Genomic DNA, 24,281 nt, shown 5'->3' with positions numbered 1-24,281 from the left:
GAGAATGGGTCTGGGGCCCGCGTCAGTCGAGGGGCCATAGCCAGGCGGCGCCGCGCACGCCGGAGGAATCTCCATGCACCGCCTGGCGGATCGGCGTCTCGAAGCTGTCGGAGAAGACATGCGCCCCAACCACCGCCGGCAGCCGGTCATAGAGTTCGCTGACGTTCGACAGGCCCCCGGCCAGCACGATGGCGTCCGGATCGAGGATGTCACAGATCACCGCGAGGGCGCGGCCCAACCGGTCGATGTAGCGGTCGAGGTTGGCAATGGCTTCCGGTTCACCGTTCCTCGCGGCCGCGACGATGGCCGCACCATCGAGCTGGCGGCCGGTGGTCCGGGCGTAGTCTTCCACGAAGGCCGTGCCCGACACGAAGGTCTCGATGCAATCCTTGCGACCACACCAGCAGGCCCGCGCGCCATGTTCCTCCGCCGTCGGCCAGGGCAGGGGGGCGTGGCCCCATTCGCCGGCGATGCCATTGGCGCCGTCCCAGGGCCGGCCCTCCACCGCCACCCCGCCGCCGCAGCCGGTGCCGATGATCACCCCGAAGGCGCAGCGGGCGCCGGCCGCCGCGCCGTCGGTAGCCTCCGACAGGATCATGCAGTTGGCGTCGTTGGACAGCCGCACCTGCCGGTCCAGCGCCGCCTCGATATCGGCCTGCAGGGGCCGGTCGTTCAGCATCACGCTGTTGGCGTTACGGATCAGGCCGGTGCGCGGCGAGATGGAGCCCGGAATGCCCATGCCGACGCGGTCGAACCGCTGGCCGGTCTCGGCCTCGATCGTCTCGACCAGTTCGCGCACGGTAGTCAGCGCCGCCTCGTATTGGCGCGGGTTGGGCCGCCGCACGCGGGCGACCACGTCGCCGTTCGGGGCAAGGGCCGCCACCTCGATCTTGGTGCCGCCGAAGTCCACGCCGAGTCTGAGCATGGTGGCGATATCGCCCGGCCCCGGACCCCGAGCAAGCGCTTGCCTGCCCGAACGTCAGGGCCCCTACTCATCGTCAAAACGCTTTTGGAGGTACGAACATGGCTCAGGGTCCTCTCTCCGGCCTGAAGATCATCGAATTCGCCGGGATCGGGCCGGGGCCGTTCTGCGGCATGCTGCTGTCGGACCTGGGCGCCGACGTTATCCGCATCGACCGCAAGGGCTCGGGCCGCTCCTCGCCGGCCGACATCACGGCTCGCGGCCGCCGCTCGGTGGCGCTGGACCTGAAGAACCCGGCGGCCATCGAGACCTGCCTGAAGCTGATGGAATCGGCCGACGGCATCATCGAGGGCTTCCGCCCCGGCGTCATGGAGCGTCTCGGCCTTGGTCCCGACGTCGCCCTGAAACGCAATCCCAAGCTGGTCTACGGCCGGATGACCGGCTGGGGCCAGTTCGGCCCCTACGCCAAGGCGGCCGGGCATGACATGAACTACATCGCCATTACCGGGGCGCTCCACGCCATCGGCACCGACGAGAAGCCGATTCCGCCGCTGAACCTGGTCGGTGATTTCGGCGGCGGCGCCCTTTATCTGGCGTTCGGCTTGCTGGCCGGGGTGATCCACGCCCGCGCCTCCGGTGAGGGCCAGGTGATCGACTGTGCGATGAGCGATGGCGCCGCCTCGCTGATGGCCATGTTCTACGGCTTCAAGGCCATGGGCGCCTGGCAGGAGACCCGCCGCTCCAACCTGCTCGATGGCGGAGCCCACTTCTACGACACCTACCAGTGCGCCGACGGCAAGTGGATCTCGATCGGCTCGATCGAACCGCAGTTCTACGCCCTGCTGCTGGAAAAGACCGGCATCACCGATCCCGAGTTCCAGAATCAGATGGACCGCAGCGCCTGGCCCTCGCTGACCGCCAAGCTGGCGGAGGTGCTGAAGCAGAAGACCCAAGCCGAGTGGTGCGCCATCATGGACGCCACCGACATCTGCTTCGCCCCCATCCTCGACCTGGATGAGGCCCCCAAGCATGCCCACAACGTCGCCCGCGAGACCTTTGTCACCGTCGAGGGCGTCATCCAGCCGGCCCCGGCACCCCGCTTCTCGGCCACCCCAGGCAAGATCCAGGGACCGCCCCCGAAGATCGGGGCGGACAACGCGGCGGCCCTTGGGGACTGGGGTTTCTCGAACGCCGATGTTGCCAAGCTGCAAGAAAGCGGCGCCCTTTAGTCTCGTTTTGTTCAGCCACGGTTCAGCCGCCGACTCGTAACCTGACATCGTGATCTGGAGGCCCTGCGCTCTCCCGTCCCTCGAAAGTGGGGTTTCCGGGTCATACAGGACGAAGGCAAGGTCATCCTGGAGGCGCGTCGCTCGGTAACACGGGCGGCGCGCCGTCTTGTATTGCGCCGCAGCGACGCAGAGGGCAGGTTCCGCGCCATGTCGGACACCCGGGCCCGCCTCGCCAGCCTTGCGTCTCTTTGGCGAGACCTCGACCCCGCCCATTGGGTGCGGCTGATTCTGTCCGTATCCGGAAAATCCCTTTCCCGGCTCTGGGGCCGCGACGTGATGCTGTACGTCGGCGGGGTGTCCTTCTGGGCCATGCTGGCGGCGTTTCCGGCCATCGCCATCGGAATGGGGCTGTTTGGCCTGCTGGCCGACCCGGACCAGATCGCCGAGCGCGCCGACAACCTGACCCGCGTCATGCCCCCCGGCGCCCAGGCGCTGTTCAAGCAGGAACTGGTCCGTCTCGCCCACGCCCCGCTGCAGGCGGTCTCGGCCCAGAGCCTGCTGGCGGTGATCATCGGCGGCTATGCCGCGCACCGCGGATTCAAGGCCCTGCTGGCGGGCCTCTCCTTCATCCACGACGAAGAGAATCAGCGGGGCTTCCTCAGCTTCAACTTCATGGCCCTGGTGGTGCTGATCTGCGCCTTCGTGCTGATGGGGGTGGTCTCGGCCCTGTTCCTGATGCTGCGGCTGATGGGGGCGGCGATGAACCTCAAGCCTCTGGCCGACACCCTCTGGCTCTACAGCGAATGGACCTGGACCAGCATCGGCATGACCCTGGCGATGACCATGATCTACCGGTACGCCATGAGCCGCGAGCCGGTCGCCTGGCGCGCCTCGATCATCGGCGGCGCAGCGGCCGCCGCCCTTGCCGTGGGGGCCAGCTGGGCCAGCGCCTTCTACGTCGAACAGATCGCCCACCTGGGGGCGACCTATGGCTCGGTCTCGGCGGTGGTGGTCTTCCTGATCTGGCTCAGCTGGAACGTCAACGCGGTGTTCCTGGGCGGAGCCATCGCCACCGAGGTGGAGCTGGCCATTGCGGCGCCCGAACTGGATCTGCAGCCTCCGCCGCTGATCTGATCCCAGGGATGGGGTCAGGCTTTCTGGACCAAGAAGCTCACCGCACCGTCCGCCTCGACCTGTTCCAGCAGTTGATGCCCGCCCTGCGCCGCGAAGTGCGGCACGTCCACCTTGGCCATCGGATCATCCGCCGTCAGCCGAACCAGCCCACCAGGCTCCAGCCTTTCCAACGCCCGCCGCAGCTTCAGGGTCGGGACGGGACAGCGGTGGCCGCGGGCGTCGATGATCAGGGGATCGGACATCGACACAGCCGATAGCGCGGCCGGGAATCTATCGCTAGGGTCCGCCGTCCAGTCGTTGAGGGGTGCTGCATGTTCAAGGGTCTATTGGCGGCCGTGGTAGGCCTGTCGGTTGCGGTTACCCCGGTTATCGCGGGCGCCCAGCCCAAGAAGGCCGATCCGAACAAGTGGGACGTCAACGCCCCGCCCGGACCCTTCAAGGACGTGCCGATCGACACCACCAACGGCACCTGGATGACGGTGGACGTCAGCCCTGACGGCAAGGAGATCGTCTTCGACCTGCTGGGTGATCTCTATGTCATCCCGGTCGGCGGCGGCGAGGCCAAGGCCCTGACCAGCGGCGTCGCCTGGGACATGCAGGCCCGCTATTCGCCGAACGGCAAATGGATCGCCTTCACCTCCGACCGGGGCGGCGGGGACAACATCTGGATCGTCGATCGCGACGGCTCCAACCCGCGCCAGGTGTCGAAGGAAACTTTCCGCCTGCTCAACTCGCCCAGCTGGAGCCCAGACTCCGAGTTCGTGGTTGCCCGCAAGCACTTCACCTCCGCCCGGTCGCTGGGGGCCGGCGAGATGTGGATGTATCACCGCTCGGGCGGCGACGGGGTGCAGCTGACCAAGAAGCGCACCGACCAGAAGGACAGTGGCGAGCCGGCCTTCAGCCCCGACGGCCGCTACCTCTACTTCAGCGATGACGCCACGCCAGGCGGGACCTTCGAATACAGCAAGGATCCCAACACCCAGATCTATGTGATCCAGCGGCTGGATCGCCAGACCGGCATCACCGACGCCTACGTCACCGGGCCGGGCGGCTCGGTGCGGCCGACGCCCTCGCCGGACGGCAAGAGCTTGGCCTTCATCCGGCGGGTTCGGTACAAGACCACGCTGTTAGTCCGCGACTTGGAGAGCGGCCGTGAGACGGCTGTTTTCGACGGGCTCGACCGCGACATGCAGGAAACCTGGGCCATCCATGGCCTCTATCCGGGCATGGCCTGGACGCCGGACAACAAGGCTATTGTCGCTTGGGCCGGCGGCAAGATCTGGAAGATCGACGCCGCCACCGGGGCCAAGACCGAGATTCCCTTCCATGTGAAGACCACCCGCCGGGTCACCCCGGCGGTGCGGGCTAAGGTGGACGTGGCGCCCAAAGCCTTCGACGTGAAGATGATCCGCTGGGCGGAGGTCTCGCCGCGCGGCGACAAGGTGGTGTTCGAGGCGCTGGGCAAGCTGTGGATCCGCGACGTGGCCGGCGGCCAAGCGCGGCGGCTGACCACGCAGGACGAGCATTTCGAGCTCTATCCCTCCTGGTCGCGGGACGGCTCGCAGATCGTCTACACAACCTGGAGTGACGAGACCTTCGGGACCATTCGCGTCGTCCCGGCGGCGGGCGGGGAGGGCCGCACGGTCAGCCAGAAGCCCGGCCACTATATCGAGGCGGCCTTCAGCCCCGACGGTCGCAACATCGTCTATCGCAAGGTCGGCGACGGCTTCCTGACCACCGCCCTGTGGGGCGGCGATCCCGGCATTTACAGCGTCCCCGCCGCCGGAGGCGCGGCCAAACTGGTCAGCCGCAACGGCGCCAACCCGACCTTCGGCGCTGCGGCGGACCGGGTCTACTTCATGACCTTCGAGCCCGAGGGCAAGCGCGCCCTGCGCTCGATCCGGCTGGACGGGGGCGACGAGAAGACCCTGCTGACCACCGCCAACGCCGCCGAGTTCGCGGTCTCGCCCGACGAAAAATGGGTGGCCTGGACCGAGCGTTTCAACGCCTACGTCGCCCCGCTGGTGGTGACCGGCAAATCAGTCGAGGTCGGGCCGGAGATGAAGGCCCTGCCGGTCACTCGCCTGACCCGCGACGCCGGCGAGTGGCTGCACTGGTCGGGCGACGGCAAGCGGCTGTGGTGGAGCCTCGGGCCAGAGCTCTATTCCCGCGACTTGAGGGACGCCTTCGCCTTCGTAGACGGCGCGCCAAAGGACCTGCCCAAGCCGGCCGAGAAAGGGATCAGCCTCGGCTTCTCCAAGGCCCATGACGCGCCCACCGGCCGCGTGGCCCTGGTCGGGGCCAAGATCGTCACCATGAAGGGCGACGAGGTCATCGAGGACGGGGTGATCGTGCTGAACGGCAACCGCATCGAGGCCATCGGCAAGCGCGGCTCCGTCGCCGTGCCGGGCGACGCCAAGACCTTCGACCTGACCGGCAAGACCATCATCCCTGGCCTGATCGACGCCCACTGGCACGGCTCGATGGGCTCGGACGAGATCATTCCGCAGCAGAGCTGGGTCAACTACGCCGCCCTGGCTTTCGGGGTGACCACGATCCACGACCCGTCGAACGACACCAGCGAGATCTTCGCCCACAGCGAGCTGGTCAAGGCGGGCGAGGTGGTCGGCCCGCGGATCTTTTCGACCGGCACCATCCTCTATGGCGCGACCACGGCCTTCACCGCCAAGGTCGACACGCCCGACGAGGCGGCCGGCCACCTGCGCCGGCTGAAGGCGGCCGGGGCCTGGAGCGTCAAGAGCTACAACCAGCCGCGCCGCGACCAGCGCCAGCAGATCATCGCCGCCGCCCGGGCCCTGGATATGTCGGTGACGCCGGAGGGCGGTTCGCTGTTCATGCACAACATGACCATGCTGATCGACGGCCACACCACGGTGGAGCACTCGATCCCGGTCGCGGCCATCTATGATGACGTCAAGCAGCTGTGGAAGCAGACGGGCACCGCCTACACCCCGACCCTGGTGGTGGCCTATGGCGGCAGTTGGGGCGAGAACTACTGGTACGAGACGACCAACGTCTGGGACCATCCGATCCTCAGCAAATACGTTCCGCGCCGCATCCTCGACGCTCGCTCGCGTCGGCCGGTCAAGGTGCCGAAGGAGGAGTTGAACCATATCAGCATCGCCCGCGTGGCGACTGAGCTGAACAACGAGGGCGTCTCGGTCCAGGCCGGCGCCCACGGCCAGCGCGAAGGCCTCGGCCAGCACTGGGAGATCTGGATGATGGCCCAGGGCGGCATGACCCCGCACCAGGCGCTGAAGACCGCCACCATCAACGGCGCCCAGGCGCTGGGCATGGACAGGGACATCGGCTCGCTGGAGGTCGGAAAGCTGGCCGACCTGGTGATCCTGGATGCTGATCCGCTGGCCGACATCAGGAACACCACCTCGATCCGCTTCACGGTGATCAACGGCCGGGTGTTCGATAACGACATGAACGAGGTCGGCACGCGGGTCCGCGCCCGCAAGCCGTTCTGGTTCAAGGAAGCCGGCAGCGAGACCTGGGGCGCGGCGGCGAGCGAAGCGACGGGAGATGGGCACGGCCATGACTAAGTTCAGCGTCATCGACAACCGCCCGGAAGACGCCAAGGAAGGCCGGTTCGAAATCCATCTCGACGGTCAGACAGCCTTCGCCGAGTACCGGCTGCTGGAGAGCGGCATCCTGTTCCCGCACACCGTGGTGCCGCCCGCCTTCGAGGGGAAGGGCGTCGGCTCGGCCCTGGTGCGGCATGCGCTGGGCGTGGCGCGGGAGAAGGGGATGAAGGTCATCCCGGTCTGCACCTTCTTCGCCAGCTACATCGCCAAGCATCCTGAATTCCATGACCTGGTCCACCCGGACTACAGAAAAGCCCTGGGCATCTAAAGGAAACGCCATGAAGACCCGCATCACCGAACTCTTCGGCATCGAGCATCCGATCATCCAAGGCGGCATGCATTTCGTCGGCTTCGCCGAGATGGCCGCCGCGGTCTCCAACGCCGGGGGCCTGGGGATCATCACCGGCCTGACGCAGGGCAACCCGGAGAACCTCGCCAAGGAGATCGCCCGCTGCCGGGAGATGACCGACAAGCCGTTCGGCGTGAACCTGACCTTCCTGCCCAGCGTGACCCCGCCGGACTATCCGGGCTTCGTGAAGGCGATCATCGACAGCGGCGTGAAGGCCGTCGAGACCGCCGGCAACAACCCGGCCAAGTGGCTGCCGCCGCTGCAGGATGCGGGGATCAAGGTGATCCACAAGTGCACCTCCGTCCGCCACAGCCTCAAGGCCGAGGCGATCGGCTGCGACGCGGTCAGCGTCGATGGCTTCGAGTGCGGCGGTCACCCCGGCGAGGACGATGTCCCCAACTTCATCCTGCTGCCCCGCGCGGCCGAGGAACTGAAGATTCCCTTCGTGGCCAGCGGCGGCATGGCCGACGGGCGCTCGCTGGTCGCCGCCATGGCTCTGGGGGCCGAAGGCATGAACATGGGCACCCGCTTCATCGCCACCAAGGAAGCGCCGGTGCATGAGAATGTGAAACAGGCGCTGGTCGCGGCAAGTGAACTGGACACCCGGCTGGTGATGCGTCCGCTGCGCAATACCGAACGGGTGCTGACCAACGCCGCGGTCGAGCGCCTGCTGGTGAAGGAAAAGGAACTGGGCTCGAACATCAAGTTCGAGGACATTATCGAAGAAGTGGCCGGGGTTTATCCCCGGATCATGCGGGACGGTGAAATGGAAGCCGGCGCATGGTCCTGCGGCATGGTCGCCGGCCTGATCCACGACATTCCGACCGTGAAGGAACTGATCGACCGGATCATGAGCGAGGCGGACGAGATCATCCGCCAGCGGCTGCAGCGGTTCGCGGCGGCCTGATCGACTCTCGGGCGAGGACGTGTCACAATCGGCTTTCGGTTGTGCGCGTTCCCGTCCGTCAGCGATCAAGGACCGCTAGAATGCCCAGGGCCTTCCCCCGACTCCTTTCTCTTTTTGTAGCCGCCATGGTTCTGGGCTGCACGCCGCCTCCACCGGCGAAGCCGGCGCCCCCCACCGCCTACGTGTCCATCGGCGGGAAGGTGGTTGATGAGAACGGCCGGCCTGTCGCCGATGCGCTGGTGTCGATCGATGGAAAGGCCGTGGCCAAGTCGAACGCCGCGGGGCTTTTCGGGATTCGCCGCACGCTGGATCCGGGTCGGCTGGCCCTGGGCGTAACGGCTCCAGGGCGGGTTTCGACCGCCCGGCCCATGACGATTTCGATGGCCGGTGAGGTCCACCTCTCCCCGCTGGTCCTTCGGTCCAGGGCCGCACCGACCGTTCTGTCGGCCGATCGCGGTGGACAGGCCGCGATCGGTTCGGACGGCAGTCTCACCATTCCGCCGAACGCCTTCGTCACCGCTGACGGTCAGCCAGCGCGCGGCCGGATCAACATCAGCGTAACGCCGATAGGCATTCTCGATTCCCGGTCGCTGGCAGCTGCGCCAGGGGACTTCACGGCTCGGGACACCGCCGGCGTAACGGCCAAGCTGCAATCATTCGGAATGTTCGATCTAGCGGTCACAGACGCGGAGGGGAAACCCTTGTCGGTTGCCAAGGGTGTCGAGCTGCCCTTCACCCTGCGCGTCCCCGAGCGTCTTCGGCCCGGCCCATCCGTGGGACTCTACCTGTTCGACCAGACGTCGGGCTACTGGGCGCGGACGGGCGCTCTGCGTCAAATCGAGCCGCTGGTCTATAGCGGCGTCATCACTGGGACTGGCCAGTGGAACGGTGACGATCCGTACGAGACCACCTGCATCAAGGTTCAGGTCTACTCGGTCGATGACATCACCCAGGCTCAGATACCCTTCCCCAACGCCGAAGTCCGGGCAATCGGCATGGACTATGCCGGAACCAGCATAGGCTTCACCAATGCCGCTGGCCTCGTCTGCTTGCTGGTCAAGCGCGATGCTACGGTCGAGATCCTGGCATTCTCGGGCAACTGGGGGGCGAGCCCAATGACCTACCCGACGCCAAACATACAGTCGGGTTCGGCCAACTGCGCAGACGACGTCTGCCCCCTGGTGGCGTCGATCAAAATGGAACTCGGTGTGGGTGAAGAGGAATAGGCTCAGCCGGCCGGCTGGCAGGCCAACATGCCGGCGGCTGGGACCACGGTTTCCCAACCTTCAGCGTCCCGTATCTCGACCGAGCCGTTCTCGGCGACCAGCCCGCCGACCAGGCCCTCGCGCGCCTTCCCGTCGAAGCGGACGGTGATTGTCACGCCGTTGGCCGAGAAGGTCTGGACCTCGTGGATGCCCATGTGGGCCTCGCCGTCCCAGGCGGTCAGGGGCAGGTCGAGGGTCCTGCCCTTCAGGGCGATACGGGCGGAGGCCGGGTTCTGCGTGGCCATCAGGATGCGGCGAGCAGGGCTGGTGCGGGCCCAGAGGAACAGGGCGCATTGGCCGGGCGCCAGTTGCTGCTGGGCGATTTCCTGGAAGGGGACGCCGCCGTCGTTGGGGGCGGGCGCCTTCTGAGTTTTGGGTGCGGCCAGCAAGGCCAGGGCGATCAAAACGGCTTGGCCGATCATGGACGTCCCTCGGTGACGCGGCGCCAGCGATCGCCGTCCTGAGTAAAGCCGGAAGCCGACAGAGCCTGCCCTAAAGCCGGATCTGTGGGAATGAGGATCAGCTCGTTGCGCCAGGCGCCGTCGGGCGAGAAGCCGAGCTGGACCTCGACGCGGGTCCCGCCCGTCTCGCCCGACAGAGGCAGGGTCCACCGACCATCGATACAGGCGGGAGCGCCGGTGAGCTCGACGGGCTGGGGTAGCACGCCGCCGCCGCCGACCTGGGCGCGGGCCTTGCCGGCGGCGCGGATGCAGCGGCCGCGGTCGAAGGCTGCGGTGACGTTGTCGAGCCGCACGGTGGCGTCGGGCAGGCCCAGGCCCTCCACGGCGACCACCCCGGTGACTAGGTCGGCGCCCATGCGGGTCTTGGCGGAGATCAGTCGGGCCTTGCCGGTAAACGGACCCTTGGTCTCGGTGCGCAGCCGAACCACCCCACCGAACAGGGGCAGGATCTCCAGCCGGGTCCTGACCGTGCCGACAGGCTGGCCGGCGACGGCGGCGCCGGTCAGCCTGCCGCCCCAGAGCGTGCCCTCGACTCGCTCGGCCGCCAACGGCAGGCTGGACCAGCCCAGCACGGCGCTGAGTGGGATCAAGGCGATCAGCATGGCGATGAAGGCCGCGACGAAGACGATCAGGAGGCGGGGGGTGGTCATGCGGCGGGCCTCGCCAGGGTGATCTGGGCTTCCAGCAAGCCGCCCTCGATGCGGCTGGCGGTGACCTCGGTGACGGCCACGCCATGGGCGCGGGCAAGAGTGGTCAGCCAGGTCATCAGGGTGGCGGGATCGAGAGCGGCGACCCAGACGGTCAGGCGGCCATCCTCCTCCTCCCGGCGGCGGTTGATGGTCACGCCGGAGGCCTGGGCGGCGGCATCGACCACGCCCTGCAGCGGCTGGCGAGCCTCTGCGGCCAGGGCGCCGGGGCTGACCGTGCCGGAGCGGGCGGCGGTCTCGAGCTGGGCCAGGCGGCCGGCGGCGATGCGGGCGCTGTTTTCCGAGGCTTCGGCGGCCTTGCCGAGCGGGACGACCAACCCGTACCAGCCGCCGACCAGCAACAGGACGGCGGCCATCACCGCCAGCATGAGCTGCTCACGCTGGGACCGGGCGGCCCACTGGCCGCGGAGGCGGGCGAGGACGGCGTTCATCGGGCGCTCCGGATGATCAGGTCGCTGGTGATCCGGCCGCCTTCGGTGACGGTGGAGTCCTCGGCGACCTCCAGTCCGGCGCCCTTGGCGGCGGCCTTAAGGCTGTCGAGGTCGGAATAGTTGGCGTAGGCGATGCTGGTGCGTAAGGAACCGTCGGCGCTGTAGACCAGGGTCTCCATCCGAACCGCGCCGGAGGCCTGGATCAGGCGGAAGGTGCGGGCGGAGACGTCGAGGAACTGGTCGGCCGAGCGGCGGGCCTCGATCTGGGCCAGCAGCTTGTCGGCTGGGTCCGCTTGGCCACGCAGGGCGGGGGCCAGGGCGACGGCGCGGCGGTCGGCCTTGTCCTCCAGCGACAGGGTCGCGCCGGTGTTGCGGGCGATGCCGGCCAGGGCGATCACCAGCGGCGAGAGGATCAGCACGCCGGCGAGGATGGCGGCACGACGCCAACCGCCCTCGGTCCCACGATCGCGGCCCTCGCCGAACTGACCCTGCAACAGGTTGATCGCCGGATCCTCGGCACCCCGCGCCAACAGGGCGGCGGCATCGAGCGGATTGGCCGGAGGCGGCGCGCGATCGCCCAGCACCGCGCTCAGCAGATCGGGTTCGACCGAGGCGGCGATGTCCCGGCCTCGCACCGCGAGGAGCTGGCCAAAGCGGACGCCGATCAGGCTGTCATCCTCCGGCGCCGGCAGGATCAGGTGGTCGGGGGTCACCCCGTCAGGCTTGAAGCCGAGGACGCGGGCGCGGTCCAGCCAGCCGTGCAGCCGGGCCTCATCGACCACGGCCACAAGGCGCTCGCCATCCTCGCGGGGGCCGACCGCGATATGTTGGCGAGCGCCCTGTCCGGCGAGGGCTTCCTCTAGCATGAACCCGGCCGCAGACCGGGCTTGGGTATCGCTGCCGGTGGGCAGGGTCAGCCAGCGGGCCAGCACCTCGGCGCCCGGAACGACCAGCGTCGTGCGGGCCGGAGCCCAGCCGGCCGGCTCGCCCTCTACGAAGACGTCGTAGCGCATAATTTCGCCCTGGGAGGATTCCAGGACCTCCGGCGGTCGCTCTGGGTCGGCGAACAGGATGACGAGGCGTGATAGGGTCATTCGTCGCGGGTCCAGCGGCGGGCGACCAGGCGGACGCCGCCCGGCGAGGGGGTTTCGAACAGGGAGCTCATCACGGTCTCGCCGCCGGCGAAGCTGACCTCGGCGTCGAGGGCGAAGTAGCGACTGCGCACATCGACCTGACTGCGCACGGCCGCGTCGGCCGGGGTCTGGGCGAAGGCGGGCTGGCTCCAGAAGGCGGCGAGGTCTCGCCAGCCGGCGGCCGGGCGGCTGGCGAGGATGCCGCGCGCCGAATTGACGCCGATGCCGCCTTCGGTGAGGGCGGTCAGGACCACCGCGCGCTCGGGCGGCAGGGTGTTGATGTTGACCGGCGACAGGTCGGTGGTCGGCAGGGCGCAGACGTAAGGCCGCAGGGTCGCATAGACGCCGGCGGAGAACCCACGGACGGCGCGCAGTTCACTGACCTCCGCCAGGGGGACCGAGGCGGTGCGATAGGGCGCCTCGCCCTTCAGATAGCCGTCGTCCTCGGTTCCCGGCGCGCCGACGTTGTTGCTGTCCATCCATTCGGCCAGGGCGTCGGCCAAGGCCGGGGCGCCGGCGATGTTGAGGGCAGTGAGCAGGGCGGTGAACTGGCGCACGCCAGCCTCGCGCCGCACGAAGGGCTCGCCGCCTCCGACGGTGACCAGGCTGTTGAGGTTGAAGCAGCCGGTGGCGTCGGTGACCTTGGCGCGGATCTCACCGTTCTCGATCGGGAAGACGATGGGCTGGCCGTTCCAGCCGCCTTCCAGCGAGGTCCGGGTCGTGTCGCGCTCCAGCAGCCGGCCGATGCGGGCGCGGGCCAGCTGCTCGGCCCCGAGCGCGAAGTACTGGCCCTGCGTGCCGGTTGCTGCGTTGAGCGTGCGGCGGATGCCGAAGCGGATGTCGTCGAGCACGCCGACCGCGATGGCCGACATCACCGCCACCAGCAGCAGGACGGTCAGCAGGGCGACGCCGCGTTCGTGGGCTGGCGCCTTCATCGGCCGTCCCCCGTGGTCAGGAACAGCTGGGTGACGGGGCCGAGGCCCTCGATGGTGAGGTCGAGGCGGACGGCGCGGGGGATTTCGACGCCGGCCTGGCCCTTCCACGCGGCGAGCCATTCGGTATTGCCGAGGAAGGCCACCTGGCTGGTTTCGACGCCGTCCAGCAACACCTGGGCCGGCCCGAGCGCCGTGCCGTCGAGGGCGGCGCGGACGCGGCGTTCGATACGGCCCTCACTGAGGCGGTATTCGACGTACTGCAGGGAGGGGCGGGCGGCCCTGTCGGGGTTCTCCCAGCCTCTGCGCACGACCACGAACAGGCGCTCGGCGTTGCCGCCCCAGGGGTCGCCCCCGATGAAGGCGACGCCGGCCGGCTGACCGGAGGTGTCGCGGGTGCGGCGAGGGGCGGCCTGGGCGAGGTCGGCGCGGAGGACGGCGCGGAGGCGCTGGAAGTCGGCGAAGCGCTCGACCCGCGACTTGACCGCGCTCTGGTTGGTGAGCGTCGAGCCCATGACGGCGGCGCCGGCGGCGGCCAGCAGGCCGAAGACCAGCAGGGCGACCAGCATCTCGACCAGGGTGAAGCCGTCGCGCCTCATTTGAGGCTCCGGAACACGGTCAGACCGCCGGCCGGGCGGGGGCTGACGGGGTCGAGCACGAGGATGTCGATGCGCAGGATGTCCGGGTCGGAAGTGGCGACCACGTTGCGGGTCCAGCGCCAAGTGCGGCCGCCGGCCTGTTCGGCCCCATTGGTGGCCCCGATGCGGGGTGGCAGGGCGGCGGCCATGACCTCGACCGCCCGGTTCTCGGCGACCACCGCGGCCAGGGCGCGGGTCTCGATCCGGCCGGCGGCGCGGGTGTTCTCGCCCGAGACGTTTAGCAGGGCGATGGCCGCCAGGCTGAAGACGGTGAGCGCCACCAGAAGCTCGATCAGGGTGAAGCCGGCGCGGCGCTCAGTGGGCATCGACGGTCACATTCCCGGCGGCGTCGACCGCCACCTCAACGACCTGGCCCCGGCGGCGTAGGGTGAACTGGGCGGGCGTGGCCAAACCCGTGGGATCGAAAGCCACGCGGGTCGCCTCCTTCTCGGCGGAGACCTCGGTCCCGGCCAGCCAAGCCTCTTCGCGGAACGGCCCCTCGTCCAGCGCCTGCCAGCCCCCGGCCCGGCGGACGCGGAAAGCGTAGCCGGCGGGGGTGAGGGCGGCTTCAACGGGACGATTGGTCAGCACGGCCTCCTCCTGCGCCCGCTTGAGGCGGGCGGCGAAACGTTCCCCCTCGGCGGCCAGGGTCATCCGACCGTCGGGGATGGCGATCACCACGACCGCCGCCATCAGTCCCAGCACGGCCAGAACCACCATCAACTCGACGAGGGTAAACCCTTGCCGCGCCTGGCTATTTCCAATTGCCGATGTCCGCGTCATCGCCCTCGCCGCCCTCCTTGCCGTCGGCGCCGTAGCTGTAGATGTCGAAGGACCCGTTCTTGCCGGGGTAGCGGTATTGATAGGGGTTACCCCACGGGTCATCCGGCAGCCGCTTGATGTAGCCGCCTTCGCGGTAGCGGCTGGCCGGGATGCCGGCGGGGGCGGTGGTCAGAGCGGCTAGGCCGGCGTCGCCGCGGGGGAAGGCGAAGGTGTCGAGGCGGTAGCTTTCGACGGCCTGTTCCAGGGTGGCGATGTCGGCGCGGGCCTTTTCCTTCATGGCGCGGCCCTGGGCGGGCAGGACGTTGATGATCACCACGGTGGCCAGCAGGCCGAGGATGACCACCACCACCATCATCTCCACCAGGGTGAAGCCGGCGCGGCGGGGACGTTTGTTTTCAGGCTCTTGCGACATGAAGCTAACCAATGGCCAGGGTGTTGATCTGTAGGATGGGCAGCAGGATGGAGAGGACGATGGTCGCCACCACGGCGCCCATCACGATGATGATCGCCGGCTCCAGCAGGCTGAGGGCGGCACTGGTGAAGGTGTTGAACTCGCGTTCGAGGTAGTCGGCGGCCTTCGACAGCATCATCTCCAGACGGCCGCTGCTCTCGCCACTTGCTGCCATATAGAGCAGGACTGGTGGGAAGACGGCTGCCTTGCGCAGGGCCGCTGACAGGCCGCCGCCTTCGCGGATGGAGATGGCCATCTCCTCCGTGGCGCGGCGCAGGACCCGGTTCTCGACCGTGCGGGCGGTGAGGGTCAGGCCTTCGAGGACGGGAAGGCCGCTGGCCAGCATCGTGGAGAGGGTGCGGGCCAGGCGGGCGGCATTGGCTTCGCGCAGCAGGCGGCCGATGACGGGTAACCGGAGGAGGCCTCCGTCTACGGCGAGGCGGAAACCGGGGCTGCGCAGGCCTTGGGCAAAGGCCAGGGCGCCGATGACCAGCAGGGTGGCGAGGATCCAGCCGTAGGTTCCCAACACATGGGAGATGCCGATGATAATCCGGGTCAGCAGGGGCAGGGTCTGGCCCATGCTGTCGAACTGGTCGACGACCTTTGGGACGACGAAGGTCAGCAGGGCGATGACCACCAGGATGGCGGTGATCGCCAGGGCGATCGGATAGACCAGAGCGGTGGCCAGCTTGGCCTTCACCGCCTGTTCCTGCTCCAGCAGGTCGGCGAGGCGTTCGAGGATGGCGGGCAGGGAGCCGGAGGCTTCGCCGGCGGCGACCATGGCGCGGTAGAGGGGCGGGAAGCTGGTGGCGGCGCGGCCCATGGCTTCGGAAAGGCGATAGCCTTCGCGGACGCCGGCATGGACTTCGCCGAGGATGGCGCGGACCTTGGGCTGGTCGCTGTTCTGGGCGATGGCGCGCAGGGCTTCTTCGAGCGGGGTGACCGAGACCAGGGTGGAGAGCTGGCGGGTCACCAGGGAGAGGTCCTTGCCCTTCAGCCGGTCCTTGAAGAGGTTCGGCATCAGGCCCGGGCCGGTGTCATTGGCCGGGGTCAGGCGGACGGGGGCGAGGCGACGCCTTTCCAGCAGTTGGCGCGCGGTCGTCTCGTCAGGGGCAGTGATCACGCCGTTACGGGGCGCGCCCTTGGGGTCGAGGGCCAGGTACTCAAACGCCGCCATGGGCCTCGGCTCCCTGGCGGGTGACGCGGAGCATCTCCTCGACGGTGGTGACACCCTGGAGCACCAGCTCGCGGGCGGCGGCGGCGAGGTCGCCGGTTTCGCGCAGTCCGGCGCGGGCCAGGGCCAGTTCGTCGCCGTTGGAGGCGATCAGGCCGCGGACGGTGTCGTCGATGCGCAGGGCCTCGTAGATCCCTAGGCGGCCGGCATAGCCGGTCTGGCCGCAAGCGGCGCAGCCCTTGGCGCGGCGCAGGCTGTGGCCCGTCTCGACGGTGAGGCGGCGAGCGGTGGCGGCGTCGGCGGGGTAGCTTTCGGCGCAATGCGGGCAGAGGCGGCGGACCAGGCGCTGGGCAAGGACGAGCCGCAGGGTGGAGGCTAGCAGGAAGGGCTCGACACCCATGTCGCGGAGGCGGACCACGGCGCCGGCCGCGTCGTTGGTGTGGACGGTGGAGAGCACCAGGTGACCGGTAAGGCTGGCCTGGACGGCGATCTGGGCGGTCTCGCTGTCGCGGACCTCGCCGACCATGACCACGTCCGGGTCCTGACGCAGGATGGCGCGCAGGCCGGCGGCGAAAGTCATGCCGACCTTGGTGTTGACCTGGGTCTGGCCGACGCCGTGGATGGCGTATTCGACCGGGTCCTCGATGGTCAGGATGTTGCGGCTGGCGTCGTTGAGCAGGCCGAGACCCGCATAGAGGGTGGTGGTCTTGCCCGAGCCCGTGGGGCCGGTGACCAGGATGATGCCGTGTGGCTCGCGCACCGCCGCCTCGAACAGGCGCAGGACGTTCGGCGCCATGCCCAGTTCCTGCAGCTGCAGGCCAGCCTGATCCTTGTCGAGGATGCGCAGCACCACCCGCTCGCCGACCCGGGCGGGGAGGGTGGAGACCCGCACGTCGAGGGACTTGCCGCCGAGCGCCAGGGAGATGCGGCCGTCCTGCGGCAGGCGTTTCTCGGCGATGTCGAGCCGGGCCATGACCTTGATGCGGGAGACCAGCAGCGGGGCGATGCGCTGGGGCAGGCTGAGGACTTCGGAGAGGACGCCATCGACGCGGAAGCGGATGGTCAGCGCCCGCTCGAACGGCTCGACGTGGATGTCGGAGGCGCCGACGCGCACGGCCTCGGCGATCAGGCCATTGATCAGGCGGATGACCGGGGCCTCGTCCTGGGGGTCTAGCAGGTCGGCGGTGGCGGGGATGTCGTCGAGCAGGGCGTCGAGTCCGCCGGCCATCTCGACACTGTCGGCGCTGGAGGCGGCCAGGCCTTCGCCGGCGTAGACCTCGGAGAAGCGGCGATCGAAGGTTGAGGGCGGCAGGGTCTCGATGGCCAGCGGCCGGCCCAGCGCGCGCCTGGCCTCGACCAGGGCGGCGGGGTCCGACCCCTCGCGCAGGGCCACCCGCGCCGTCTCGCCGAGCGACAGGAGCAACACCCCCGCCCGCTTGGCGAAGCCGTAGGACAGGGTCGGGTCGGCCAGGGTGATCATTTCGGCGGCGCCGGAGCTGGAGCCGGGGGCGGCGGGGGAACGGTCGGCGGGACGGCGTCGAGCTGGTCGATGACCAGCTTGTCGAGGCTGTTGACCCCATCCTTGCCGGTCAGGGCAGGGTCCTGGCGCAGCATCTCGTAGCGCTGGCCGGCGATGGCGCGGGCGTCGGCGCCGTTGCGGACGATCCGGGGGCGCAGGAAGATCATCAGGTTGGTGCGCTTGCCCTCGCGGGCTCGGCTCTTGAACAGCTCACCAAGAATGGGGACGTCGCTGAGCAGTGGGGTGCGCTCCAGGCTGATCTGCTCGTCCTGCTGGAGCAGGCCGCCCAGCACCACGATCTCGCCATCGTCGATGACCGCCGTGGTCTCGATGACCCGCTTGTTGAGGATCAGCTCGGGCGAGTTGGTCGAGACGGTGCCGGCGATGGCCGAGACCTCCTGACGGATGTGCAGGGTGATGCCGCCGCCGGCGTTGATCTGCGGCCGCACGGTCAGGCGGATGCCGACGTCCTGGCGCTGGATGGTGCGGAAGGGGTTGTCGTTGCCATCCCCGAGGGTCTCGCCCGTGGTGATCGGGACCTCCTGACCGACCAGGAAGGTGGCTTCGCGGTTGTTCAGGGTCATGATGTGCGGGGTGGACAGCAGCTTGGAAGAGTTGTCCTCGCGCACGGCGTTGATGATGAAGCCGAACAGGCTGTCGCCGCTCAGGGTGCCGCCGATCGCAGCCAGGGCGCCATTAGAGCCGATCAGGGAGTCGATCGCCGTCTGCTGCAGCGCGGCCAGAAGGTCGCTGTCCTCGGGCAGGCTCTGCTGGCCGACGATGGCGCCGGTCAGGGCCAGGATGTTGGGGCCGGTGTTGGAGTAGTTGGTGGCCGCGAAGGGCACGTTGTCGCCGCCGCCCAGGATGGTCTGGACGCCCAGCCGCTGAGCCGTGCCGTCCGAGATTTCGACCACGATGGCCTCGACCACCACCTGCTCGCGGCGCACGTCCAGCTGGCGGATGACGTTGGCCAGCATCCGCTGGGTGGCCGGATCGGCGCTGATGATCAGGGCGTTGGCGCCGGGGTAGCGAGCGATGTTGGCGCGTTGGGCGCCGGGGGTGGCGGAGGAGGCGGGCGCGGCGGCGGTCGAGGCGCTATCTGTCGAGCCACGGCTGGTGGAGCCACTCGCGGTCGAAGGCGTCGTCGGGGTCTGGCCGAGTAGCTGCTGGAGGACCGGTAGCATCTCCTCGGCGTTGGCGTGCTGCAGGAAGATCACCTGGACGTCGGCGTTGGCCTCGGCCCGGCGGTCGAGATCGGCGATGGTCGGCAACAGTCTGGCGACCGCATCCGGGTCGCCGCGCAGGATGATGGAGTTGCTGCTCTCAACCGGCACGATGGAAACGGCGCCCCGCTGGCCCTTGCCGTCGGCGCCGGAGGTGGAGGTGAGCTCGTTGAGAACCCGGGCCACCTCGGTCGCCGAGCTGTGCTTGAGGGTGACGGTCTGGACCTGCGACCTGTCCTGGTCGATCTGGGCCACCAGGCCCCGGATGCGGCGGACGTTGTCGGCATAGTCGGCGACCACGATGGTGTTGCCGCGCGGGTTGGCGGTGACCACGCCCTGGGGCCCGACCAGCGGCTTGATCATCTCGGCCGCGGCGGCGGCGTCCACCGTTCGCATGCGGAAGACCTCGGTGACGAAGCCGCTGCGGGCGACACCAGGCTGACGGGCGGCGTTCTCGGCCGGCTCGATGCGGTAGGTGCTGGGCCCAGTCGGGACGGCCAGGAAGCCGTTGGACCGCAGGGTCGCCAGGAACACATCGAATAGCTCGGACTTGGTCAGCGGCCCGTCGCTGGCCACGCTGACCGTGCCCTTGACCCGCGGGTCGATGATGAAGGTCATGCCGGTGCTGCGGGCGACGTCCTGGATGAAGGCGCGGATGTCCGCGTCCTGGACATTGAGCACCTGGGTCTGGGCGATGGCCGGGGCCGTGGACGCCAGGCCGCTCGCGGTCAACGCGAGGGCCAGGGCGAGTGTCCGGAGGGGTTTCCGCAGCATCGGCGTCCTTATTGGGCGGGATCGGGGAAGGCGAGTTTCGAGGTGGAACCGCCACGCGACAGCACCACGTGGGTTTCCTCGACCGCCTGGAGGATGACGCCGGGGGCGACGGCCTCGCCGACGAGGTAGGAGGCCTGGCGCCCGTCGGGCGAGCCGATGATGGCGGAGCTCTTGCCGCCGTCGACGACCCGGACGCCGTAGAGCCGCAGGCTGTCGCCACCGGCGCGGCGGCCGGCGGGGGTGTCGAGGCCGAGGAAGGGGTTGAACTGGGCCAGTATGGCGAGGTCCGCCGGCTTGGCGCCCGCCGTCGGGGCGGGTGGGGGAGGGGGCGCCACGATGGTCCAGACAAGGCGCGCCGCCTGGGTTGCGATCAGCAGGACCAGCACGACCTCGACCACCGCGCGGGCGGTCGCAAGGCGTGGTCCGCCAGTCAGAAGGCGCTGGAAGGCCGGCACTCAAGGGTCCCCGAAACGGCTTGGTCGTCCGCTCGGTTAGCCCTCCGAGGCCGCAGAAACGTGATGGTTAGGCGACACTACAATGACAAACGCTCCCCGCTCGGATGAAGCGGAGAGCGTCCGTCGATCCGGCCCAGGTGGGCCGAATGCTAGAACCGGGTGGTCAGGCTGACCGAGAAGCTGCGGCCGAGGTCGTAGGTGTTGGTGTCGACGCGACCGCCGCCCAGCTCCTGGAACTCTTCTGAGTTTTCGTCGGTCAGGTTGCGGGCCTCGAAGCCGATTTCGACCTCCTTGCCCATCACCTCGAAGCCCTGGCGGTAGGTGAAGTCGATGGTCACGCCGGGGTCCGAGATCAGGTCCGGGAAGCCGGTGCGGCCACGGGCGGAGATCCGCTCGCTGACGTAGGTGACCAGGAAGGTCGCCTGCAGGTTCCAGGGCTCGTATTCCCAGCCCAGCTGCAGGTTGGCCAGGTGCTCCGACTGGCCCTGCAGGGCGTCGCCGTCCTGGACATAGTCGATGGCCGGACGCGGCGCGCCGCCGCCGGAGAGCGGGAACACCTCGTCACCCGGCTCGACCTGCACCTCGGACTTGGTCCAGGTGTAGTTGGCGGAGACCAGCACGCGACCGCCGTCGATCGGCGTTTCGATGTAGGTCTTCACATCGATCTCGGCGCCGTAGAGGATGGCCTTGGGCGCGTTGAGGAAGGTCGTCTGCAGGCTGGAGCCACCTTCGTTGACGATGGTTTCGACCGGCTTGTCGATGTCCTTGTAGAAGGCCCCGACAGTGAACGACTGGCCGGTGGCGAAGTACCACTCGTAGCGGGCGTCGAGGTTCAGAAGCTCGCTGTCCACCAGGTAGGGATTGCCGATGTAGAGGCGGTCGGTGTCCGGATCGAGATAGGTCTGCGGGGCCAGTTCGCGGAACTGCGGCCGGGCGATCGTCTTGGACGCCCCGAAGCGCAGCTGCATGTCCTCGTAGAAGTTCCAGGTCACGGTGGCGGCCGGCAGCCAATAGCTGTTCTCCAGCTTCGGCGGGGCGGGCAAGGGGCCGCTGAAGATGTCGATCGGGGTCACCCCCTGCTCGGCGTCCTCGTAGCGAACGCCCAGGGCCACGCGGACCAGCGGGATGACCTCGGCGTCGACCTGGAACCAGCCGGCGCGGGTGGTCAGCGCCGCCTTGTAGGCCGAGGCGCCATCCGACCCGGTGGTTTCCCGAAGCATGAACAGCAACGGGCCGATGTTGTAGTCGGACAGGAGGTAGTCGACCCGGCTGTCCTGGACATCCAGCGGGATGGCGTTGTTCAGAGCCAGGAAGCGGAACTCCCGCGACACGGCGGAGCGGTCGTTGTCCATCCAGGCGAAGCCGCCGCTGAACTTGATCTCGCGGCTGTCGGACAGGGCCAGGGTGTAAAGGCCGTCGATGCCGAAGCTGGCGACCTGGTCCTCGACCTCGCCGAAGCGGGTGTAGTTCTGCACCGATGAGCCGTCGTGACGGTAGGGCTCGTTGGCGTCCTGCACGCCATCGCTGTCGGCATCGACCCAGAAGTAGCGGATGCCCTTCTCGTACGGGCTGTTGCGGGCCGTCTTGGCGAAGGCGCCGCGCCAGGTCAGCTCGAAGTCACCAAGCTCGTGCTTGCCGGCCAGCTGGGTGTTGATCAGGCTACGTTCGAACCACTCGGTGTAGTCGTCGCGCACCAGGCCCTGGCCCGGCGCATTGGCGTCATAGCCCTCACGGACCCGGGCTTCCTTGAGGGTCGAGTGGATGTAGAGGTTGGTCCACTTGACGCTCTGCGTCGCGTCGCCCGACTCCCAGGACAGGCCGAACAGGCCGTTGAGGGTGGCGTTGTTCTCGGTCGAGCGAACCCGGTAGTCGGTGTTGACGCTGATCACGCCCGCCTGGACGATGCCGTCCTGCTGGATGCCCGAGCGGTTGCGCCAGCTGTTGTCGAAGCCCAGCACGCCGACCACGCCGATGAAGCCCGCATCGCCGAGGTCGAACGAGTAGCCGCCCGAGACGTCGATGCCATAGTTCAGCGGCATGTCGTTCTTGCGCTGGATCAGGTTCAGCGGCGCGTTGACGAAGGCGCGGCCGATGTCCTGCAGCTGCGCGTCGGTGTAGTTGGCTTCGCTGACCCGCAGCCGGTCCGGCGCGATGCGCTGGAGGATGCGGGGGGTGTCGCGCGTGCCGTCGTCATAACCCAGCCAGTCGTAGTCCGACCCGTAGTAGGTGATGCCTTCCTGGAAGGTGGTCTCGGTGTTGCCGCCGGTGCTGAGGCCGACGGTGAAGAAGGGCTCATCGGGCGTGCCGATCGTCTGCAGGTCGATGATGCCGCCGCCGAACTCGCCCGGGTAGTTGGGCGAGTAGGTTTTCTGGACGATCGTACCCGACAGGATGTTGGCCGGGAACAGGTCCAGCGGAACCACCCGTTGCAGAGGCTCGGGCGAGGGCAGGGGCGAACCATTCAGCAGAGCCGAGCTGTAGCGCTCGCCCAGGCCACGGACGTAGACGAACTTGCCGCCGACCAGCGACAGGCCGGTCAGGCGCACCAAGGCCTCCGCGGCCGTATCGTCACCCTGACGCTTGAGGTCTTCCGGTTGCAGGAAGGCGGCGACCTCGCCGGTTTCCCGCATCGGCTCGGGGATGTTCTTGCCGAGGACGACGATCTCCTCGACCTCGCCCTCTTCGGCGGGCGGGGCGTCCTGGGCCAGGGCCAGCGACGGCGCGCTGAGGGCGGTGGTCGCCAGCAACAGACCCATCAGGGTCACGGACAGCTTCGACATGAGATTAGCCTTGATTGGAAACCGCGGGGAGCGTCGGCCGGCGGGACGGTCCCGCCGGCCGCGCTACGATCAGCAGGTCGTGCTGGTCACGCCGCAGGCCCAACCGGCGTACCAGGTGTCGGTCGAGTTGCGGACGGCGCCGATGTTGAGCGGCAGGGTGAAGAAGCTGCTCAGCGGGACCGGGGTGGTCACGGCGACGGCGTTCTCATTGGCGCCGTTGATGAAGGTCCCCGTCAGGGTCGAGGTCCCGTTCGAGGTGTTGTTGTTCGCGCCCGGGCCGAAGATGGCCGAGGCGGCCGCGGCGTTGACGTTCGCGTCGTCGCGGAAGGCCAGCGAGCAGCTCATGAACACCGAGCGGAAGGTGGCGGTGGTGGCGGCGTCATCGATGTCCAGGCAGGCGCCGGTCGTGCCGGGACGGGTAACCACACCGTTGTAGAGGCGGTAGTCGGTGCCGGTGTTCAGGACGATCGCGTCGCTGCCGCTGTCGCGGGCGACGAAGGTGAAATTGGAGATCGTCGGGCGGCTGCGCTGGTTGCCGGTGGCGAGGGCGGCCATCGAGGCCTCGATGATCCGGTCGCCGCCGTTGGCGCGCTGAACCACCAGGGCGAACTGAATGTGGCCGTCGTAACCCTGGTCAGTGTCGATGGAGTCATCATCATTCCCGGTCAGGACCAGGTACTTGACGTTGACGTTGCCGCCGAAGAACTCGACGCCGTCGTCCGAGCTGTTGTGGACCTGGATGTGGTCGACGGTGGTGCCGGTGCCGACGCCGGCGAAGGTGATGCCGTTCAGCTCATTGCCGGGCAGGATCTGGAAGCCCGAGTGCTGGACGCGGACGTACTGCAGGACGCCCGAGTTGTCGGCTTCGTTGCTGCCGCCGTAGAGGGCGTTGGTGCCCTCGACCTGGGCTTCACAGTTGGGGCTGTTGTAGGGCACGGCGGCCGGGCAGTTGGAGATGTTGGCGCGGCCAAGGATGACCAGCCCGCCCCATTGGCCGATGGCGTCCGTACCGGCCGTGCCTTCGACGCTCTGGCGGCTGGTGAAGACGATCGGCGAGGTCGAGGTGCCCTGGGCGAAGATCTGCGAGCCGCGGTTGACCACGATGTAGTCAAGGCCGGCCGAACCGAAGATGCGGACGCCCGGCTCGACGGTCAGGATGCCTTGCGCGGCGCCGGCGATCGGCGAGGCGGCGTTGCCACCGCGATCCTGGCCGACATCGACCCGGCCGCTGACCGAATAGATGGTGCCGGTGCGCAGCGGAACCACCAGGTTTCCGGTGATCAGGGCCGGCAGCTGGCAGACCCGCAGCGTGCCGCCGACCGCGGCGTTGACCGTGCCGACGTTGGCGAACCCGGTCGGGCAGTCCGTGGCCGCGCCACCGCCGCCGCCACCGCCGCCAC

23 protein-coding genes are annotated in these 24,281 nt (G+C 68.6%); 6 read left to right on the top strand and 17 right to left on the bottom strand.

Features of this window, described 5'->3' with window-relative positions:
- Positions 1 to 22: 22 nt before the first annotated feature.
- The gene (locus GVN21_RS05445) at positions 23 to 925 is read right to left on the bottom strand and encodes an ROK family protein (protein WP_166573711.1); all 903 of its coding nucleotides are present in this window, start codon (positions 923 to 925) and stop codon (positions 23 to 25) included.
- Between the two features lie 98 nt (positions 926 to 1,023).
- Here GVN21_RS05445 and GVN21_RS05440 point away from each other — a divergent pair, with 98 nt between their 5' ends.
- Entirely contained in the window at positions 1,024 to 2,151 is a 1,128-nt protein-coding gene (locus GVN21_RS05440) for a CaiB/BaiF CoA-transferase family protein (RefSeq protein ID WP_166573710.1), read from the top strand.
- A gap of 207 nt (positions 2,152 to 2,358) precedes the next feature.
- Positions 2,359 to 3,285, top strand: a complete 927-nt coding sequence (locus GVN21_RS05435) for a YihY/virulence factor BrkB family protein (RefSeq protein WP_240902773.1) — start codon at positions 2,359 to 2,361, stop codon at positions 3,283 to 3,285.
- A gap of 14 nt (positions 3,286 to 3,299) precedes the next feature.
- On the opposite strand, the gene GVN21_RS05430 is transcribed toward GVN21_RS05435, so the two are convergent.
- Positions 3,300 to 3,527 (bottom strand): sulfurtransferase TusA family protein, encoded by a 228-nt coding sequence (locus GVN21_RS05430; protein WP_166573709.1) that lies wholly within the window; start codon positions 3,525 to 3,527, stop codon positions 3,300 to 3,302.
- Between the two features lie 69 nt (positions 3,528 to 3,596).
- Here GVN21_RS05430 and GVN21_RS05425 point away from each other — a divergent pair, with 69 nt between their 5' ends.
- From GVN21_RS05425 to GVN21_RS05410, 4 genes are all read left to right on the top strand, one after another.
- Complete coding sequence (locus GVN21_RS05425; RefSeq protein ID WP_166573708.1) at positions 3,597 to 6,857, top strand: amidohydrolase family protein; 3,261 nt, start codon at positions 3,597 to 3,599, stop codon at positions 6,855 to 6,857.
- A complete protein-coding gene (locus GVN21_RS05420) occupies positions 6,850 to 7,167 on the top strand; it encodes a GNAT family N-acetyltransferase (protein WP_166573707.1) in 318 nt (105 codons plus the stop codon). The genes GVN21_RS05425 and GVN21_RS05420 overlap by 8 nt, the downstream gene beginning before the upstream one ends.
- A 10-nt stretch (positions 7,168 to 7,177) precedes the next feature.
- The gene (locus tag GVN21_RS05415; protein WP_166573706.1) at positions 7,178 to 8,155 is read left to right on the top strand and encodes a nitronate monooxygenase family protein; all 978 of its coding nucleotides are present in this window, start codon (positions 7,178 to 7,180) and stop codon (positions 8,153 to 8,155) included.
- Between the two features lie 80 nt (positions 8,156 to 8,235).
- A complete protein-coding gene (locus GVN21_RS05410; protein ID WP_166573705.1) occupies positions 8,236 to 9,381 on the top strand; it encodes a carboxypeptidase-like regulatory domain-containing protein in 1,146 nt (381 codons plus the stop codon).
- Between the two features lie 2 nt (positions 9,382 to 9,383).
- Here the strand turns inward: GVN21_RS05410 and GVN21_RS05405 are convergent, their stop codons facing one another.
- The 15 genes from GVN21_RS05405 to GVN21_RS05335 form a co-directional block, all read right to left on the bottom strand.
- Complete coding sequence (locus GVN21_RS05405) at positions 9,384 to 9,842, bottom strand: hypothetical protein (RefSeq protein ID WP_166573704.1); 459 nt, start codon at positions 9,840 to 9,842, stop codon at positions 9,384 to 9,386.
- The gene (gspN, locus tag GVN21_RS05400) at positions 9,839 to 10,531 is read right to left on the bottom strand and encodes a type II secretion system protein N (RefSeq protein WP_166573703.1); all 693 of its coding nucleotides are present in this window, start codon (positions 10,529 to 10,531) and stop codon (positions 9,839 to 9,841) included. The genes GVN21_RS05405 and gspN overlap by 4 nt, the downstream gene beginning before the upstream one ends.
- Entirely contained in the window at positions 10,528 to 11,019 is a 492-nt protein-coding gene (locus tag GVN21_RS05395) for a type II secretion system protein M (RefSeq protein WP_166573702.1), read from the bottom strand. The genes gspN and GVN21_RS05395 overlap by 4 nt, the downstream gene beginning before the upstream one ends.
- Positions 11,016 to 12,113 carry a type II secretion system protein GspL gene (gene gspL / locus GVN21_RS05390; protein ID WP_166573701.1) on the bottom strand — a complete coding sequence of 366 codons (1,098 nt, stop codon included), beginning with the start codon at positions 12,111 to 12,113 and terminating at the stop codon, positions 11,016 to 11,018. The genes GVN21_RS05395 and gspL overlap by 4 nt, the downstream gene beginning before the upstream one ends.
- Positions 12,110 to 13,087, bottom strand: a complete 978-nt coding sequence (gene gspK, locus GVN21_RS05385) for a type II secretion system minor pseudopilin GspK (protein WP_166573700.1) — start codon at positions 13,085 to 13,087, stop codon at positions 12,110 to 12,112. Before gspK ends, gspL begins: the two co-directional genes overlap by 4 nt.
- Complete coding sequence (gene gspJ / locus GVN21_RS05380) at positions 13,084 to 13,683, bottom strand: type II secretion system minor pseudopilin GspJ (protein WP_166573699.1); 600 nt, start codon at positions 13,681 to 13,683, stop codon at positions 13,084 to 13,086. Before gspJ ends, gspK begins: the two co-directional genes overlap by 4 nt.
- Entirely contained in the window at positions 13,680 to 14,048 is a 369-nt protein-coding gene (gspI, locus tag GVN21_RS05375; protein WP_166573698.1) for a type II secretion system minor pseudopilin GspI, read from the bottom strand. Before gspI ends, gspJ begins: the two co-directional genes overlap by 4 nt.
- Positions 14,038 to 14,505 carry a GspH/FimT family pseudopilin gene (locus tag GVN21_RS05370; RefSeq protein WP_166573697.1) on the bottom strand — a complete coding sequence of 156 codons (468 nt, stop codon included), beginning with the start codon at positions 14,503 to 14,505 and terminating at the stop codon, positions 14,038 to 14,040. The genes gspI and GVN21_RS05370 overlap by 11 nt, the downstream gene beginning before the upstream one ends.
- Positions 14,477 to 14,917, bottom strand: coding sequence for a type II secretion system major pseudopilin GspG (gspG, locus tag GVN21_RS05365; protein ID WP_166573696.1), 441 nt, complete (start codon positions 14,915 to 14,917; stop codon positions 14,477 to 14,479). The genes GVN21_RS05370 and gspG overlap by 29 nt, the downstream gene beginning before the upstream one ends.
- 4 nt (positions 14,918 to 14,921) lie before the next feature.
- Positions 14,922 to 16,133 (bottom strand): type II secretion system inner membrane protein GspF, encoded by a 1,212-nt coding sequence (gene gspF, locus GVN21_RS05360; protein WP_166573695.1) that lies wholly within the window; start codon positions 16,131 to 16,133, stop codon positions 14,922 to 14,924.
- Positions 16,120 to 17,601 carry a type II secretion system ATPase GspE gene (gene gspE, locus GVN21_RS05355; protein WP_166573840.1) on the bottom strand — a complete coding sequence of 494 codons (1,482 nt, stop codon included), beginning with the start codon at positions 17,599 to 17,601 and terminating at the stop codon, positions 16,120 to 16,122. The genes gspF and gspE overlap by 14 nt, the downstream gene beginning before the upstream one ends.
- Positions 17,602 to 17,606: 5 nt before the next feature.
- Positions 17,607 to 19,646, bottom strand: a complete 2,040-nt coding sequence (gene gspD / locus GVN21_RS05350) for a type II secretion system secretin GspD (RefSeq protein ID WP_166573694.1) — start codon at positions 19,644 to 19,646, stop codon at positions 17,607 to 17,609.
- Positions 19,647 to 19,654: 8 nt separating this feature from the next.
- Positions 19,655 to 20,101 carry a type II secretion system protein N gene (locus GVN21_RS05345; RefSeq protein ID WP_166573693.1) on the bottom strand — a complete coding sequence of 149 codons (447 nt, stop codon included), beginning with the start codon at positions 20,099 to 20,101 and terminating at the stop codon, positions 19,655 to 19,657.
- A gap of 149 nt (positions 20,102 to 20,250) precedes the next feature.
- Positions 20,251 to 22,881: a TonB-dependent receptor gene (locus tag GVN21_RS05340; protein WP_205689946.1), complete on the bottom strand. Its 2,631-nt coding sequence runs from the start codon at positions 22,879 to 22,881 to the stop codon at positions 20,251 to 20,253.
- Positions 22,882 to 22,950: 69 nt separating this feature from the next.
- Positions 22,951 to 24,281, bottom strand: a 1,331-nt coding sequence (locus tag GVN21_RS05335; protein ID WP_166573692.1) for a hypothetical protein, incomplete at its 5' end; no start/stop codon positions are given.

The sequence above is a fragment of the Caulobacter sp. SLTY genome (assembly GCF_009905535.1).
In the GTDB taxonomy this organism is placed as follows: domain Bacteria; phylum Pseudomonadota; class Alphaproteobacteria; order Caulobacterales; family Caulobacteraceae; genus Caulobacter.
The sequence above is the reverse complement of the archived record's forward strand: the minus strand, read 5'-3'. Positions and strand labels throughout refer to the sequence as shown.